General features: G+C 44.3%; 11 protein-coding genes. 6 read left to right on the forward strand and 5 right to left on the reverse strand.

Features of this window, described 5'->3' with window-relative positions; genetic code table 11:
* Nucleotides 1-22: 22 nt before the first annotated feature.
* The 4 genes from AC1DN5_RS04270 to AC1DN5_RS04285 all read left to right on the forward strand — a co-directional run bounded on the left by AC1DN5_RS04270 (nucleotide 23) and on the right by AC1DN5_RS04285 (nucleotide 6531).
* Nucleotides 23-1561, forward strand: a complete 1539-nt coding sequence (locus AC1DN5_RS04270; protein WP_366969326.1) for a glycoside hydrolase family 43 protein — start codon at nucleotides 23-25, stop codon at nucleotides 1559-1561.
* Between the two features lie 76 nt (nucleotides 1562-1637).
* Nucleotides 1638-2909 (forward strand): glucuronoarabinoxylan endo-1,4-beta-xylanase XynC, encoded by a 1272-nt coding sequence (gene xynC / locus AC1DN5_RS04275; RefSeq protein ID WP_366969327.1) that lies wholly within the window; start codon nucleotides 1638-1640, stop codon nucleotides 2907-2909.
* A 504-nt stretch (nucleotides 2910-3413) separates the two neighbouring features.
* On the forward strand, nucleotides 3414-4913 hold the full coding sequence (locus AC1DN5_RS04280; RefSeq protein ID WP_188154097.1) for a cellulase family glycosylhydrolase: 1500 nt from the start codon (nucleotides 3414-3416) through the stop codon (nucleotides 4911-4913).
* Nucleotides 4914-5394: 481 nt separating this feature from the next.
* Complete coding sequence (locus tag AC1DN5_RS04285; protein WP_016935956.1) at nucleotides 5395-6531, forward strand: alpha/beta hydrolase; 1137 nt, start codon at nucleotides 5395-5397, stop codon at nucleotides 6529-6531.
* Between the two features lie 588 nt (nucleotides 6532-7119).
* Here AC1DN5_RS04285 and AC1DN5_RS04290 read toward each other — a convergent pair.
* From AC1DN5_RS04290 to AC1DN5_RS04305, 4 genes are all read right to left on the reverse strand, one after another.
* On the reverse strand, nucleotides 7120-8748 hold the full coding sequence (locus AC1DN5_RS04290) for a YndJ family protein (protein WP_366969328.1): 1629 nt from the start codon (nucleotides 8746-8748) through the stop codon (nucleotides 7120-7122).
* A complete protein-coding gene (locus tag AC1DN5_RS04295) occupies nucleotides 8742-9350 on the reverse strand; it encodes a DUF4166 domain-containing protein (protein ID WP_366969330.1) in 609 nt (202 codons plus the stop codon). Before AC1DN5_RS04295 ends, AC1DN5_RS04290 begins: the two co-directional genes overlap by 7 nt.
* A gap of 1 nt (nucleotide 9351) precedes the next feature.
* Nucleotides 9352-10164 carry a hypothetical protein gene (locus AC1DN5_RS04300; RefSeq protein WP_366969331.1) on the reverse strand — a complete coding sequence of 271 codons (813 nt, stop codon included), beginning with the start codon at nucleotides 10162-10164 and terminating at the stop codon, nucleotides 9352-9354.
* A gap of 158 nt (nucleotides 10165-10322) precedes the next feature.
* On the reverse strand, nucleotides 10323-11741 hold the full coding sequence (locus AC1DN5_RS04305; protein WP_342007809.1) for an alanine/glycine:cation symporter family protein: 1419 nt from the start codon (nucleotides 11739-11741) through the stop codon (nucleotides 10323-10325).
* 378 nt (nucleotides 11742-12119) lie between these two features.
* On the opposite strand from AC1DN5_RS04305, the gene AC1DN5_RS04310 reads away from it, so the two are divergent.
* Together AC1DN5_RS04310 and AC1DN5_RS04315 are read left to right on the forward strand one after the other, a co-directional pair.
* Nucleotides 12120-12473 carry a hypothetical protein gene (locus AC1DN5_RS04310; protein WP_366969332.1) on the forward strand — a complete coding sequence of 118 codons (354 nt, stop codon included), beginning with the start codon at nucleotides 12120-12122 and terminating at the stop codon, nucleotides 12471-12473.
* A gap of 24 nt (nucleotides 12474-12497) precedes the next feature.
* A complete protein-coding gene (locus AC1DN5_RS04315) occupies nucleotides 12498-12623 on the forward strand; it encodes a hypothetical protein (RefSeq protein ID WP_013352436.1) in 126 nt (41 codons plus the stop codon).
* 70 nt (nucleotides 12624-12693) lie between these two features.
* On the opposite strand, the gene parC is transcribed toward AC1DN5_RS04315, so the two are convergent.
* On the reverse strand, nucleotides 12694-15117 hold the full coding sequence (gene parC / locus AC1DN5_RS04320; protein ID WP_047474768.1) for a DNA topoisomerase IV subunit A: 2424 nt from the start codon (nucleotides 15115-15117) through the stop codon (nucleotides 12694-12696).
* Between the last annotated feature and the right edge of the window lies 1 nt (nucleotide 15118).

The following is a 15118-nucleotide window of genomic DNA, read 5'->3' on the forward strand; positions in this document are numbered from 1 at the left end:
AGGAAAAGGGGGATATTAAGTAATGAGGAAAAAATGTAGCTTATGTTTATGGGTTCTTGTTTTATTATTGAGCTGCTTATCTGGGAAGTCTGCGTATGCTGCCAGTACGCCAATTGCAAAACATGCAGGGAATTCAAACCCGCTGATCGACCATCATCTGGGCGCAGATCCGTTTGCACTGACTTATAACGGAAGAGTCTACATCTATATGTCAAGTGATGATTATGAATATAACAGCAACGGAACGATTAAGGATAATTCATTTGCCAATTTGAATAGAGTATTCGTCATATCTTCAGCGGATATGGTGAACTGGACAGACCACGGAGCCATTCCGGTAGCAGGTGCCTATGGCGCTAATGGCGGCCGGGGGATCGCAAAGTGGGCAGGTGCGTCCTGGGCCCCGTCAGTCGCCGCTAAAAAGATAAATGGCAAGGACAAATTCTTCCTTTATTTCGCAAACAGCGGCGGCGGTATCGGGGTTCTCACTGCAGACAGCCCGACCGGTCCGTGGACAGATCCGATCGGAAAACCGCTGGTGACGCCAAGTACACCAGGAATGTCCGGCGTTGTATGGCTTTTTGATCCGGCAGTATTCGTAGATGACGACGGTACCGGTTACCTGTATGCTGGCGGAGGCATCCCCGGAGGTTCAAATCCGACACAGGAGCAATGGGCAAACCCTAAAACAGCAAGAGTCATGAAATTAGGGCCTGATATGACCAGTGTTGCCGGAAGTGCATCTACGATCGATGCGCCTTTCATGTTTGAAGATTCGGGAATGCACAAATATAACGGGACATATTACTATTCCTATTGCATCAATTTCAGCGGCGCGCACCCGGCCGATAAACCCCCAGGTGAGATCGGCTACATGACCAGCTCAAGTCCCATGGGTCCCTTTACATATAGAGGGCACTTCCTGAAAAATCCGGGTGCATTTTTCGGAGGCGGCGGAAACAACCATCATGCCGTTTTCAATTTTAAAAACGAGTGGTACACGGTGTATCATACTCAAACTGTCAGCTCCGCTCTGTTCGGGGCCGGCAAAGGATACCGTTCTCCCCATATCAATAAGCTTGTGCATAATTCAGACGGATCGATTCAAGAGGTAGCGGCAAATTATACAGGCGTAAAACAGCTTTCTAACTTGAATCCATATCACCGGGTAGAAGCTGAAACGTTTGCTTGGAATGGACGGATTTTGACCGAGAATTCCTCTGCACCCGGCGGGCCGGTAAATAATCAACATATAACAAGCATTCAGAACGGAGACTGGGTTGCTGTAGGAAATGCAGACTTCGGGTCAGGCGGTGCCAGGACGTTTAAAGCAAATGTAGCATCCGCTCTTGGCGGGAAAATAGAAGTGCGTCTCGATAGTCCAACCGGTAAACTTGCGGGAACACTGAATGTCCCTTCCACAGGCGGAACACAAAATTGGAGAGAAATAGAAACTGCGGTAAGCGGCGCAGCCGGTGTGCACAACGTATTCTTTGTATTTACCGGAACAGGTTCAGGAAACTTGTTTAATTTTGATTATTGGCAATTTACGCAAAGATAACATCAGTTTTGTGATATAAAAGCAGGACAGAACACATTTTTCTAATACGGTAAAAGACAGATAAAGGAGAGAAAAAATGATGTCGAGCGTAAAAAAAACAATTTGTCTATTATTGGTATGTTTCACTACGCTGTCAGTAATGTTAATGGGCCCAGGCGCTGCTGAGGTCTTGGCGGCAAATGATGTAACAGTTAACATTTCTGCAGAAAGACAAGTGATTCGCGGTTTTGGAGGGATGAACCACCCGGCTTGGGTTGGAGATTTAACAGCTGCTCAAAGAGAAACTGCTTTTGGCAATGGGCAGAACCAGTTAGGCTTTTCGATCTTAAGAATTCATGTAGATGAAAATAGAAATAACTGGTACAAAGAAGTAGAGACTGCAAAGAGTGCGATCAAACATGGAGCAATCGTTTTCGCTTCTCCCTGGAATCCGCCAAACGATATGGTCGAGACTTTCAATCATAATGGTGACACATCAGCTAAGCGGCTGAGATACGATAAGTACGCCGCATACGCGCAGCATCTTAACGATTTCGTTAACTTCATGAAGAGTAATGGTGTGAATCTGTATGCAATTTCCATCCAAAACGAGCCTGATTACGCTCATGAGTGGACATGGTGGACGCCGCAAGAAATACTTCGCTTTATGAGAGAAAACGCCGGCTCAATCAATGCCCGCGTCATTGCGCCTGAATCATTTCAATACTTAAAGAATTTGTCGGACCCGATTTTGAACGATCCTCAGGCCCTTGCCAATATGGATATTCTCGGAACCCACCTGTACGGAACTCAGGTCAGTCAATTCCCTTATCCTCTTTTTAAACAAAAAGGAGCGGGGAAAGACCTTTGGATGACGGAAGTATACTATCCGAACAGTGATAACAACTCGGCGGATCGATGGCCCGAGGCCTTGGATGTTTCGCAACATATTCACAGTTCGATGGTAGAAGGGGATTTTCAAGCTTATGTTTGGTGGTACATCCGAAGATCATATGGTCCTATGAAAGAAGATGGCACGATCAGCAAACGAGGCTACAATATGGCCCATTTCTCTAAATTTGTGCGCCCTGGATATGTAAGGATTGATGCAACGAAAAACCCTAATCCGAATGTTTACGTGTCAGCCTATAAAGGTGACAACAAAGTCGTGATTGTCGCCATTAACAAAACCAATACAGGGGTCAACCAAAACTTTGTGTTGCAGAACGGATCCGCTTCTCAAGTATCCAGATGGATCACGAGCAGCAGCAGCAATCTTCAGCCTGGAACGGATCTCAAAGTAACGGACAATCACTTTTGGGCCCATCTGCCGGCTCAAAGCGTGACAACATTTGTTGTAAAGCGTTAAAGGTATCTGTTTGTTCAAATAGATCATAGCAATAAGCCAATTTTCTGACTCTAAAAAGAAAATTGGCTTATTTTCTGTGGGTCTGACTGCATCCCTCACTGAAGTACAATCTCATTGTACAACTCCAACCTTAACCCGTATTAATCCGAACCTTACATCAACCTTAAATTAACCAGTACAGAATAAGGGATTGTCCTCTTACAGCAATCATAAGATTCAATGCCATATTGAGACTCATCACATTTAGCGTATCTACGTTGGAAATAAATTTAATTTTTCGATTCGATTGAAAAATGACGTGTAAAGTCCCGATTCAGTCCAGTTTTCTTTGTTCTATATGTGTCAGGTGTATCTTATTCAATAGAGATAGAGCAAATTGACAGGCTTTTAAACCTCCCAAAAACAAGAAATTAGGTTGATAGACAATCATGAGAAAGATTTTTACAATGAGTTCGTGCTCATAAGAAGTAGAGCCAAAATGATGTGAAGGAGGAAAAGACAGATATGAAACGGTCAATCTCTATTTTTATTACGTGTTTATTGATTGTGGTATTGACAATGGGCGGCATGCTGGCTTCGCCGGCATCTGCAGCAGGGACTAAAACGCCAGTAGCCAAGAATGGACAGCTTAGCATAAAAGGGACACAGCTCGTAAACCGAGACGGCAAAGCGGTACAGCTGAAAGGGATCAGTTCACACGGATTGCAATGGTATGGCGATTTCGTCAATAAAGACAGCTTAAAATGGCTGAGAGACGATTGGGGCATCACCGTTTTCCGCACGGCGATGTATACGGCAGATGGCGGTTATATTGACAACCCGTCCGTGAAAAATAAAGTGAAAGAAGCGGTTGAAGCAGCAAAAGAGCTTGGGATATATGTCATCATTGACTGGCATATCTTAAATGACGGCAATCCAAACCAACATAAAGAGAAGGCGAAAGAATTTTTCAAGGAAATGTCAAGTATTTACAAAAATACGCCAAACGTCATTTATGAAATTGCAAATGAACCAAACGGTGATGTGAACTGGAAGCGGGATATTAAACCGTATGCGGAAGAAGTGATTTCCGTGATCCGCAAAAATGACCCCGACAATCCCATCATTGTAGGTACCGGTACATGGAGCCAGGATGTGAATGATGCAGCCGATGATCAGCTAAAAGATGCAAACGTCATGTACGCGCTTCATTTTTATGCCGGCACACACGGCCAATCTTTACGGGATAAAGCAAACTATGCACTCAGTAAAGGAGCGCCTATTTTCGTGACGGAATGGGGAACAAGCGACGCGTCTGGAAATGGCGGTGTATTCCTTGACCAGTCGCGGGAATGGCTGAATTATCTCGACAGCAAGAAAATCAGCTGGGTGAACTGGAATCTTTCTGATAAGCAGGAATCATCCTCGGCGTTAAAGCCGGGAGCATCTAAAACAGGCGGCTGGCCGCTTACAGATTTAACTGCTTCAGGAACATTCGTAAGAGAAAACATTCGCGGCAACAAAGATTCAACGAAAGAACGCCCTGAAACGCCGGCACAAGATAACCCCGCACAGGAAAACGGCATTTCTGTACAATACAAAGCAGGGGATGAGGGTGTGAACAGCAACCAAATCCGCCCGCAGCTTCACATAAAAAATAACGGCAATACGACGGTTGATTTAAAAGATGTCACTGCCCGTTACTGGTATAACGCGAAAAACAAAGGCCAAAACTTTGACTGTGACTACGCGCAGATTGGATGCGGCAATCTGACCCACAAGTTTGTAATGCTGCATAAACCTAAGCAAGGTGCAGATACCTATCTGGAACTGGGGTTTAAAAAAGGAACGCTGTCACCGGGAGCAAGCACAGGGAATATTCAGCTTCGTCTTCACAACGATGACTGGAGCAATTATGCACAAAGCGGCGATTATTCCTTTTTCCAATCAAATACGTTTAAAACAACGAAAAAAATCACATTATATCATCAAGGAAAACTGATTTGGGGAACAGAACCCAATTAGTTAAGCTTTAGGCGGACATCAGCAACACGATGTCCGCTTTTATGATCTTAAAAACAGCAATACAAAGAAGTTTACGTGGCGGATGAAACTTCTGAAACAGTCTATAGGCCTGTACAAAATGTGCTAAAGGGCGAGTCATTCCCCTTAATCAAGGACATTTTACGCCGAATGAGGGCTGATGGAAATCTACGGCCTGATATTGGCGATGATCTGATTTCTTTTATATTTGAGTCAATGCAGTTTAATTTAGCCATGGTTTTTAGAGAATTCGATATTAAGGACTCTAGGCTATACTATAAGATTAGCAAGTACTTTGCTGACTTTATGGATCACGAGCTGCTTTAATATCACAAATATTCTGAAATTTTTAGCAATCTCAAGAAAGCAAGGGAGTAAATATGACTCACTGAACATAGGATGTAGTATTCAAAGTATGTATTTCACATTCGCCACTTTTATTCATTAAGGGGGCACAAAGAGAATGAAAACTTATGACACATTTCCAAAACCAATTGGCGGCTATACTGTCGGCCGAACCCAGATGGATTTTGATTACACGGCATCAGATCACTCAAAAAGAGAACTGACAGCGTTTGTGTACTATCCGTCCGACAGCAGCGAAGGGAAGACTACATCAACGTACATGTTTCCTGAAGTCTCCGAAATGCTTAATGAGCAGCCGCTTCTCACTGCGTTGAAGGATGCTTACTCTATAGATATCAAGACCCAATGTTACGACGACCTTGCTCTCTCCGGGAAGGAAAAACGCTATCCGGTGTTATTCTATGTTTGCGGCGGAGGCGGTTCTCCGGAATGGGGTACAGTGATCTGTACAGACTTGGCAAGCATGGGGTATGTTGTGGTAAGCATCGGCCATCAGAATAGCACAATGTATAAGCGTAAAGATGGGCGCATGTTTAATGTATCAAAGGATTTTTCGGATGCCATTTTGGCGTTTTCTGAAGATCCGGAGATGCTGGCGTTGGCTGATAAGATGGAGATGCGGCCTAACGATGAAACTGCCATTGAGATGTGCCGTAACGTGCTTACACTGCCGATACTTGACAAGTTAACAGTGTATAGTGAATTACAGGCGGAAGATGTAAGGTATGCAGCCGATTATCTTTACAAACTGGACTCTGGAGAGCTGAATTCTATCTTTAAAGATAGATTGTTGCTTGACATCGGCATGGGCATAGTCGGACATTCTTACGGAGGGCCTACGACAGCGATTGTTTGCCGGGATGACGACCGATTCGCCTGCGGGATTGGCCTGGATAGCGGTGCGTTCGGCCTTCAGGGCAGCGACCTAAAGAAACCCTTTTTGCTGCTGTTTTGTGAACCGAACTATAACATGAATGCGATCATTGGCGCTAACAATAGCATGGAAACCTATTATTTCTCTGTTGATCGTGCTGCGCATTTAGATTACTGCGACATCGTGTTTACTAATGTGAATGCGGAACTCAGAGGCGAACGGGATGCTATGGAGATGCGGAATCTTGTTACAAACTATACGAAGAACTTTTTTGATCATTACATACTGCAGAAGGCTGCAAGTGTGGAAAGTCTGGCATACGATGGCGTGGACTTGATCAAGAAGGCCGGCAACAAGTGACATAACCGATTAAAATACTCAAACCGAAAAACCTTTATGACCAATTTAATTTATTAAGGACGTAGAGGTTTTTTAATAGTACACTGCAAAAAGGGAGTGCTGTTAGAATCCATTTTTATATTCTCTTCACAATTTCTAGTTTACATAATATATATTCTAGGAAGTTAAACGAAGAGATGAATTAATTTCCTGTCTCATAAACTAAGTATACTTTAGTCAATGAGACGAAAAAGAAATGTATAGCAAAATAACCCGCATATTCCGTTTGCGCTTATTATTATTCATCTGTCACGCACAAATTTAATCCCGGTTACAGCACCATGATAAAAGAATGGCTTTTTTTCTTCATTTTATTTATCCAATCAACACACAAATGAAAAATTCATGTCTGGTAATACTTTTCTGCTCTTTCCTTGCTCATTTTCGAAGATTTTTTGCACTGGCTGCGCACAGCGATTTCAAATAAGTCGGCAAATGACGAATCTTGAGTACAACACAATTACGACAGCGCTTCTATTTCATAATTTCAGGATGTTTCTATATTTACATGATAAATAAGCCGTCTTGAACAGACGGCTTTACAGCTTGTTATTTGCTTTGCTTACCTGCGGAAGTGTGAGTGATCCGATACTGCACAGTTAAAAACTTCAGGCCGAACAGCCACATATGATGAACGGCCTTCAAGCTTGTTTCGCTCTGGGCCGCAATAAGAAATGTCTCTGCCAGAGGAAGATGGCATGCCCCCCATTTCGTTTGCAGATAAATCCCTTCATCACCCGCTCCGCTTTTTCGGCGTCTGCTCGTCAAAACAAGATTCTGCTTATGCGCATAAGGTTTTAAAATGCCCGTCATTTGGCCATACGGCAGCGGGAGAGAAATATTCATGTATCCCTCCCCTTTTGACCTGTACGCTGAATACAGCGCAGTAAAAACGGTTTCCTGCTTGTCATTTGTCCTGATCCACGCCCGGACATTTTTTCTGCCGTCTCTGTCAGAATCGACTCCTTTCATGCTAGTGTGCATGGTATACCAATCCGGATTCATTGACAGGTGGATCTGCCCCGCTCTTCTGCTGAACGGCTCGTACAAGCGCGCGAACGGACGAAACCATCCGCTCCACGTCACTTTTGCCTTGATGTCATAATCGATTGTCTCTTCATAAAAGGAAATAACGGCCGGAGCCAGTTTTTCAGTTGAAAAGTCTTCAGAATGCAGTTCTCTCATCTGATCCTGAAGGCCGGTATAATGGATTTCATTTGCTGCATGAATGTCAGTCAAAAAATTTTTGCCTATCGTTCCCTTCCCGTAAATTCGGCTGAACGTTCTTTCACTGCCCTCATCAAACGGTCTCGGATTTTCCAACCTCCACCCCGCCAAAGCCGGCATAATAACACCGAATGCATTGACGGCCCCGTGAATCCAAATCATCTGACTGATCGTGAGCGTTGCCGCCTCGCGGTAGACACCGAACGAATATATCAAAGAAAAAGCAATTGTAATCATTAACACAGCCGAAGAACTCCTGATCAAGAACCTGGCTGTTTTCACAGCAAACGGCGCCTTAAAGACGAGATACGCATTAACATACAGACCCGTCAGATACAGAGCGACAGCAATCACATCAAGTATCTTTGAAAATGTAATTCCCAGGGCGATAAGGATCGGCGAAATCAGGATGATGACCGTGCTCAGCCTGTAAAGAACGCGGTTCTCCCGCAGGATCCTGCCGAGCAATCCGTTAAAGATCGGAATGAGAAAAGCCGAATAGTGAAAGTGCACCGCCGTCAGCAGCACGATAAGCGGACCAAAATCCATGATAGGAATCTTAAAGATATATGCAAAAAACCAAAATCCGCCGCCGGCCAAATAAACGAAACCCATCATAACAGACATCTCTTCCGCTCTGTGGATATTTGTTTTCATCAGCCGCCATACAGCATACAGTGCAAGTCCAAGCGTATAAATGAGCCAGACAAAGGCAAAAAAGCTGAAGTCTGTAATCAGCGCAAGCACTGCACATAAAGCGGCAATGGGATAACACCGTAATAGCACATTCTCTAAGGTCTTTGACGGCCGAAACGCAAAGCGGAATACAGCAGGAACGAAAAATAGTATGGATAATAAAACAAACGTCTCAGCAGCTGATATATGCGGTGCTTCAGCCGCCGCATATCCCAAAAAGCAAACCGCGCCTACCATGAGATGACGCTTCAGCATGTTTCTCCCTCTGTTTCCCGGAAAGTCCCCCGGTAAGAGAAAATTGTGCCGAGTATCCGGTTTTTCACATGAACCTTAATGCAGAAGCAATTCATTTCCTCATCATAAGCCTCATAAACGGTTGAACTGCCGCACAGCCAAGCCGGAAGCGGGATTTTCTTTCCGCCTATCAGGAGCCACTGCTTTCCGGATGTAATAACAAGCCCTCCGTCTGAAGACGCTTCTAAATGCAGTTCAGACAGCAGGATGTGAGGTTTGCCGAAATAATCAAGAATTCTGTTTTCCCGCTCGTCATATTCCATGACCGCATCAAAAAACCGTGTTTTGCCTTTAAAGAAAAAGGTGCGGTTCCACTCCACACCATTTTGCCTGTTTTTGTTCTCAATGGTAAAAGGGATATCTGTTCCCCTCTCTGAGAAAAAACATCTGAAAAAAACGCCTGTCTTTAAAAGCATTCTGACAAACAACGAACCTCCCTTAATTTCTGACATAACCCCTTCTCCGCAAAACGTGCGTGATCCGGCAAGCTTGTACCGTTTCTGCAGCATCGGATGCAGGAATTGATAATGAATAATCGCTTTTTCATACATTGAATCCGTCATTTCACTTCTCTCTCTTTCGTTTTGTATGTGCGGCGCTCGGCAGCAGGAATGTAAGAATCATACCCGCTATTGTAAGTAATCCTAATGAAATGGCGAATCCGCCGCCGGAATACAGCATTGCCGTTATACAAAAGAAGGCTGACTGTCCGGCGTGGATCAGCCGCTTTCTCCGCATAGGCAGCAGCCATAATATCCCTAATCCTGTCTTCAGCGCTCCCTTCACGATCTCTGCATCGGCACAGCCATCATGAAAGCCTTGAAAAAACCAATACAGACTGAATACGAGACACATCAGGACATAGACAAACCCGAACCGGACTGATATCTTCGGATGTCGGCTTTGTTCTATCCAAAGCCGCAACGCATCAAAGCTCCATGCGGTAGCCCAGCCGAGCAGCGGACGAAATAAAAACCGGTCTATCCATCTTCCCGGCAGACCCCAGGCCGTTTCATATTGATATTGAGTCAAAAATGTGATGTCTCCGTTATCCCGCTCTATATACCTCCAGTAGCCCCGGCCGTCTTTTATCAGAGACAGCGGATGATCAGATGCAAAAGCAAGCGCCGACACCCTTTCTGACGATTGAGGCCTTATGTCACCCATTGATTCACCCGTGCCGGACACCTTCAGCCCAAAACCGATTCGCGTTTCATATAGGAATCTCTGCGGTTCATCTGGTAACTTATGAAGGTATGTAATGTCAGAAAAGCGCAGGTCCCATTCCTTATGAAGAACCGGATTTTGCGTATATTCCCAAAGCGTTTCTATATCAGACGCCATATTGATTTCGACATATATCGGCTTCTGTTTCATGCTCCCTCCGCTTCCCTTCTTTTGTAAACAATTCCTATATTATCATAGGGATGTATGAAATTCCGCAATAAGATTTCAGGAATATGAAGCTGGTTTTTAACATATAAAAAACCCTTCACATTAAACGTGAAGGGTTTCGTAAATGATATGCATATTCCTCAGTAGGCAGCCTTGTGTTCAGGGCTTGTACTTTCTTCTTCCGCCCATGTTTCAATATGCTTGAGTTCCGGAGTATTCTCTGCTTTAAATACGGGATCAAGTCCTTTTTTGCGCTGAGCGGCATAATCTTTATAGATTTTATAGGCTACATTACTCAGCAGCAAGATTGCCACTAAGTTAATGAGAGCTAAGAGACCCATGAACAAGTTTGCCATGTCCCAGACAATCTGGAAGTCAGCCAAACATCCGTATACCACCATCACTACGACGAATACGCGGTAAATATTAAGCCATGTTTTGCTTGTTTTAATAAATTCGATATTCGTTTCACCATAGTAATAGTTGCCGACGACTGAGCTGAATGCGAATAAGAACATCGCAATTGCAATAAACGTCGGGGCCCAGTCTCCAAGATGGTGCTGCAGTGCGGCTTGTGTCACTTGGATGCCGTCGCCTTTAGGTGTAAAGCTGTACAATAAAATGATAAAGGCAGTCGATGTACAAACGATAAATGTATCGAAAAACACGCCTAGCGTCTGGATTAATCCCTGCTTAGCCGGATGCGATACGTGTGCAGCTGCTGCGGCATTCGGCGCGCTCCCCATACCTGCTTCGTTTGAAAACAGGCCGCGTTGCGCACCGATAATAATGATGCTTCCTAAGCTTCCGCCGACGATCTGCTCAAAACCAAACGCATTTTTCACAATCGTCGCAAGCAATTCAGGTACTGCGGTAATATTCACAATCACAACATACAGCGCGATCAAAATATACATACCCGCCATGACCGGAACGATTAATTGCGAGACGGAAACAACACGTTTCAGCCCGCCGAATATAATGAAAGCCGTTAATACAGCTAAGATGATGGCGATAATTGTTTTATTCACATGGAAAGCTTCGTCAAACGCGACAGAAATCGTATTTGACTGCACGGCATTAAAGATAAGTCCGAAAGAAACGGTAATCAATACGGCAAATAAAATACCGAGCCAGCGGGCGCCGAGACCCTTCGCCATGTAATATGCCGGACCGCCGCGGAATTCATCGCCGGAGCGCACTTTATACAGCTGCGCTAAGGTACTTTCCACAAAGCTTGAAGCCATACCGACAATTGCTACGATCCACATCCAAAATACTGCGCCGGGACCGCCTGTTGCAATCGCCAGCGCAACACCGGTCAAGTTTCCGGTACCGACACGTGAAGCGGCCGAGATAAAGAATGCCTGCATTGAAGACACTCCTTTATTTCCTTGCGGCTTCTCCCCGACAATTCTAAACATTTCAATAAAGTATTGGAATTGAATGAAGCGAAAACGGAATGTGAAATACAATCCGATTCCTACTAAAATATAAACAAGATACTTCCAAATAAAATCATTTGGAACATTTATGATTTCACTGATGAAAGCCTCCATGTTTAACCTCCCTTTTACATATCTTTTACTGTCATTTTCGCTGCATATGTTAGATCTTTTAACACAACGGGTATTATTATATCACAACAACAGATGTTGAGAAGTTTTTTTAAGAAAATGTTTCGGTTTCTTCATCATGCTTATTGCTGGTATGCCCCGTTTCTTTATCCTGTAACCTGAAAAATGTTGTCACATCAGAAGGGTTGCGTGCATATCATAACAAATAGGCCTTTAAGAATAAAAGAGATGAAATGACGGACGGAATGGTATATACTTAACCAACATAATAATTTTTTAAATTTAATAAATGTGTTTACTTCCAATTTAAATTAGGGTATTATAATAAAAATATTCAGACTTATGAAGGGGGGAGAACATTTGAAAAAAATCTTGTTTTTAAAAGCTTCTATTTTATTTTTAGCGATTGCAAGCTTTCATTTGCTCTCCATTCCCCATGCGTTTGATACTGCTCATCATTTTAAAGCCGTAGCCGATCAGCAGGAAATTCACGAAATGAAGGCCGGCCAAAATGCTGACGATGAGAAAAAATCGCTGACGGGCTCATTTATTTTGACGGCGCTTTTTGCCGCTTCTGTCTCATTGATCGTGATATCAGACAGAAAACGCCCCGCTTCCCGGAGAAGACAGCGAAAGAAAAGCTTTTTAATCGCTAAATTTTATCAATCCTCGTATTTCGATGAGCTTCATGTTCAACATCGCCTAACTATGTAACATAAAATGAGGAGGTTGTTCAACATGTTGTTTATCTTACGAATGGTGATTTTAGGCTTATTTTCATTCACTGCATTAAATTTATTTGTGTGGCAGGGAATTGAAGTCGTTCACGCTATCACGGACTTATTCGGCAGCCACGAGAGCTAATAAATAGCAAAACCTCCGCTTTAGGACCAATTGAGCGGAGGTTTTTTTTCACTTTATTTTATTTTTACTCTTAAACATCAGATGCGGGGATGCGCCATACATCTGTGACCGGCCCTGTCTCATCTTCATCTGTAAAGAAGGAGCCGTTGCTGTATCGGTCATTAGCCCGCAAAGATTTCACGGAGGCTTCAATTCTCTCGCCTTTTTCGGTTTCCGCAGCGATCATGTCGGCTAAAGCGCACGCGAATACTCCGACAACACGATGCGGGTTCTTTTTAAGCTCACGCAGCATGATGACGCCGCGCTTAGCCCTGGATGTTCTTTCGAATTCAGAGAGATTCATCCGTTTGATGGCTCCCCGCTGTGTGACGAGGACAAGCGAATCTGTTTCATGCAGGATTTGTCCTGATACGACGGTATCGCCGTCTTTTAAATTAATGCCCTTCACGCCGGCCGCACGGGCTCCGACTACATTTACTTCATCTTCACCGAACCATAAGCCGTACCCGAGGCGGGTGGCGATAAACAGCTGGCAGCCGCCGTCTGTGACATGAACATCAATCAGCTCATCGTCCCCTTTAAGGTTAAGAGCAACAAGCGCTTTTGAGTAACGCTGCGCTTTGTAATGCGTCATTTCAGTTCTTTTCACCATACCGTTTTTCGTCATAAACAATAAATATGAAGATGGATCAAATTCTTTTACCGGTATGGCTTTCACGATGGTTTCGTCACGGTCCATCGTGGTGATGTTCGTGACGTGCTGCCCCATGTCTTTCCACCTGATATCAGGAAGCTGGTGAACCGGACAATATATATAACTTCCCTTGTTGGTAAAGAGCAAGAGCACATCTGTTGTATTCATTTCAAATTGGTGAATCAGCCTGTCCGTGTCCTTCATCCCGAAATCCTGGCCGTTAGAAGCGGCAAATGACCGCTGGCTTGTTCGTTTTACATAGCCGTCTTTCGTGACTGTCACATAGACGTCCTCCGAGGCAACCATAACTTCGAGATTGATTTTAATTTCCTCAATCTTCTCTTCAATGACCGACCGTCTGCTGTCGGCATAAGTCTTTTTCACTTTTTTCAGGCTGCTGGTAATGACTTTTAACAGCTTTTTATCATGACTTAAAATGGCTTCAAGCTCCTGAATTTTCTTGCTGAGCTCTTCCGCTTCCTCTTTTAATGCCGTAATATCCGTATTTGTCAGACGATACAGCTGCAAAGATACGATCGCTTCCGCCTGAGGCTCCGTAAATGCGAATTTAGAAATTAAGTTTTGTTTCGCATCTTTCTTGTCGCTGCTTGCCCGGATGACGGCAATGACCTCATCTAGCACAGACAGTGCCTTCATCAGTCCTTCAACAATATGATGCCGCTCTTTTGCTTTTTGCAATTCAAAGACGGAGCGGTTTGTCACCACTTCCTTCTGGTGGGAAATATACGCATCCAGAATGGCCGTAAGACTCATCAGCATCGGCCGGCGGTTATGTATGGCAACCATATTAAAGTTATACGTTGTCTGCAGGTCAGTGTTTTTATATAAGAAATTCAAGATGCCTTTTGCATCGGCTTCTTTCTTTAACTCAACGACCACCCGCAGTCCCGTGCGGTCCGTTTCATCCCGGACTTCAGAAATACCTTCAACTTTTTTGTCAATGCGGTATTCGTCCATTTTCTTCACGAGATTGGCTTTGTTTACTTCAAACGGGATTTCTGTAATGACGATCTGCTCCCGTCCGCCTCTTACGGCTTCCACTTCAGCCTTGCCGCGGATAATAATTTTGCCTTTACCGGTTTCATAGGCCTTCCGAATGCCGTCAACACCTTGGATGATGCCTCCTGTCGGAAAGTCAGGCCCTTTAATCACCTGCATCAAGTCATCGACGGTGCAATCGGGCGATTCAATCCGCTTAATGACAGCATCAATGACCTCACCCAGATGATGAGGGGGAATGTCAGTCGCATAGCCCGCGGAAATCCCGGTAGATCCATTGACCAGCAAGTTCGGAAACATAGCGGGCAAAACAACCGGTTCTTTACTTGTGTCATCAAAGTTCGGAACGAATTCAACCGTATTTTTATCGATGTCCCGCAAAAGCTCTGATGCGATAGAAGATAATCTCGCTTCCGTATAACGCATGGCAGCAGGCGGATCACCGTCAATGCTTCCGTTGTTGCCGTGCATCTCAATCAGCACATTCCGCACTTTCCAATCCTGGCTCATCCGCACCATCGCTTCATAAACGGAGCTGTCTCCGTGCGGATGATAATTACCGATAACGTTCCCGACCGTTTTTGCCGCTTTCCGGAAATTTTTATCGAATGTATTTCCGTCTGCGTGCATGGCGTATAAAATTCTCCGCTGCACCGGCTTTAACCCGTCACGTGCATCGGGCAGCGCCCTGTCCTGGATAATATATTTACTGTAGCGTCCGAAACGGTCGCCGATTACTTCTTCTAACGGTAAATCATGAAATAATTCTGGCTGTGCCACT

This window comes from Bacillus sp. 01N42_2 (assembly GCF_056399565.1).

What these genes read in the sequence shown, in the direction of transcription:
- AC1DN5_RS04270 (WP_366969326.1), top strand. Translation starts at nt 23, where the DNA reads ATGAGGAAAAAATGTAGCTTATGTTTATGGGTTCTTGTTTTATTATTG.
- xynC (WP_366969327.1), top strand. Translation starts at nt 1,638, where the DNA reads ATGATGTCGAGCGTAAAAAAAACAATTTGTCTATTATTGGTATGTTTC.
- AC1DN5_RS04280 (WP_188154097.1), top strand. Translation starts at nt 3,414, where the DNA reads ATGAAACGGTCAATCTCTATTTTTATTACGTGTTTATTGATTGTGGTA.
- AC1DN5_RS04285 (WP_016935956.1), top strand. Translation starts at nt 5,395, where the DNA reads ATGAAAACTTATGACACATTTCCAAAACCAATTGGCGGCTATACTGTC.
- AC1DN5_RS04290 (WP_366969328.1), bottom strand. Translation starts at nt 8,748, where the DNA reads ATGCTGAAGCGTCATCTCATGGTAGGCGCGGTTTGCTTTTTGGGATAT.
- AC1DN5_RS04295 (WP_366969330.1), bottom strand. Translation starts at nt 9,350, where the DNA reads ATGACGGATTCAATGTATGAAAAAGCGATTATTCATTATCAATTCCTG.
- AC1DN5_RS04300 (WP_366969331.1), bottom strand. Translation starts at nt 10,164, where the DNA reads ATGAAACAGAAGCCGATATATGTCGAAATCAATATGGCGTCTGATATA.
- AC1DN5_RS04305 (WP_342007809.1), bottom strand. Translation starts at nt 11,741, where the DNA reads ATGGAGGCTTTCATCAGTGAAATCATAAATGTTCCAAATGATTTTATT.
- AC1DN5_RS04315 (WP_013352436.1), top strand. Translation starts at nt 12,498, where the DNA reads ATGTTGTTTATCTTACGAATGGTGATTTTAGGCTTATTTTCATTCACT.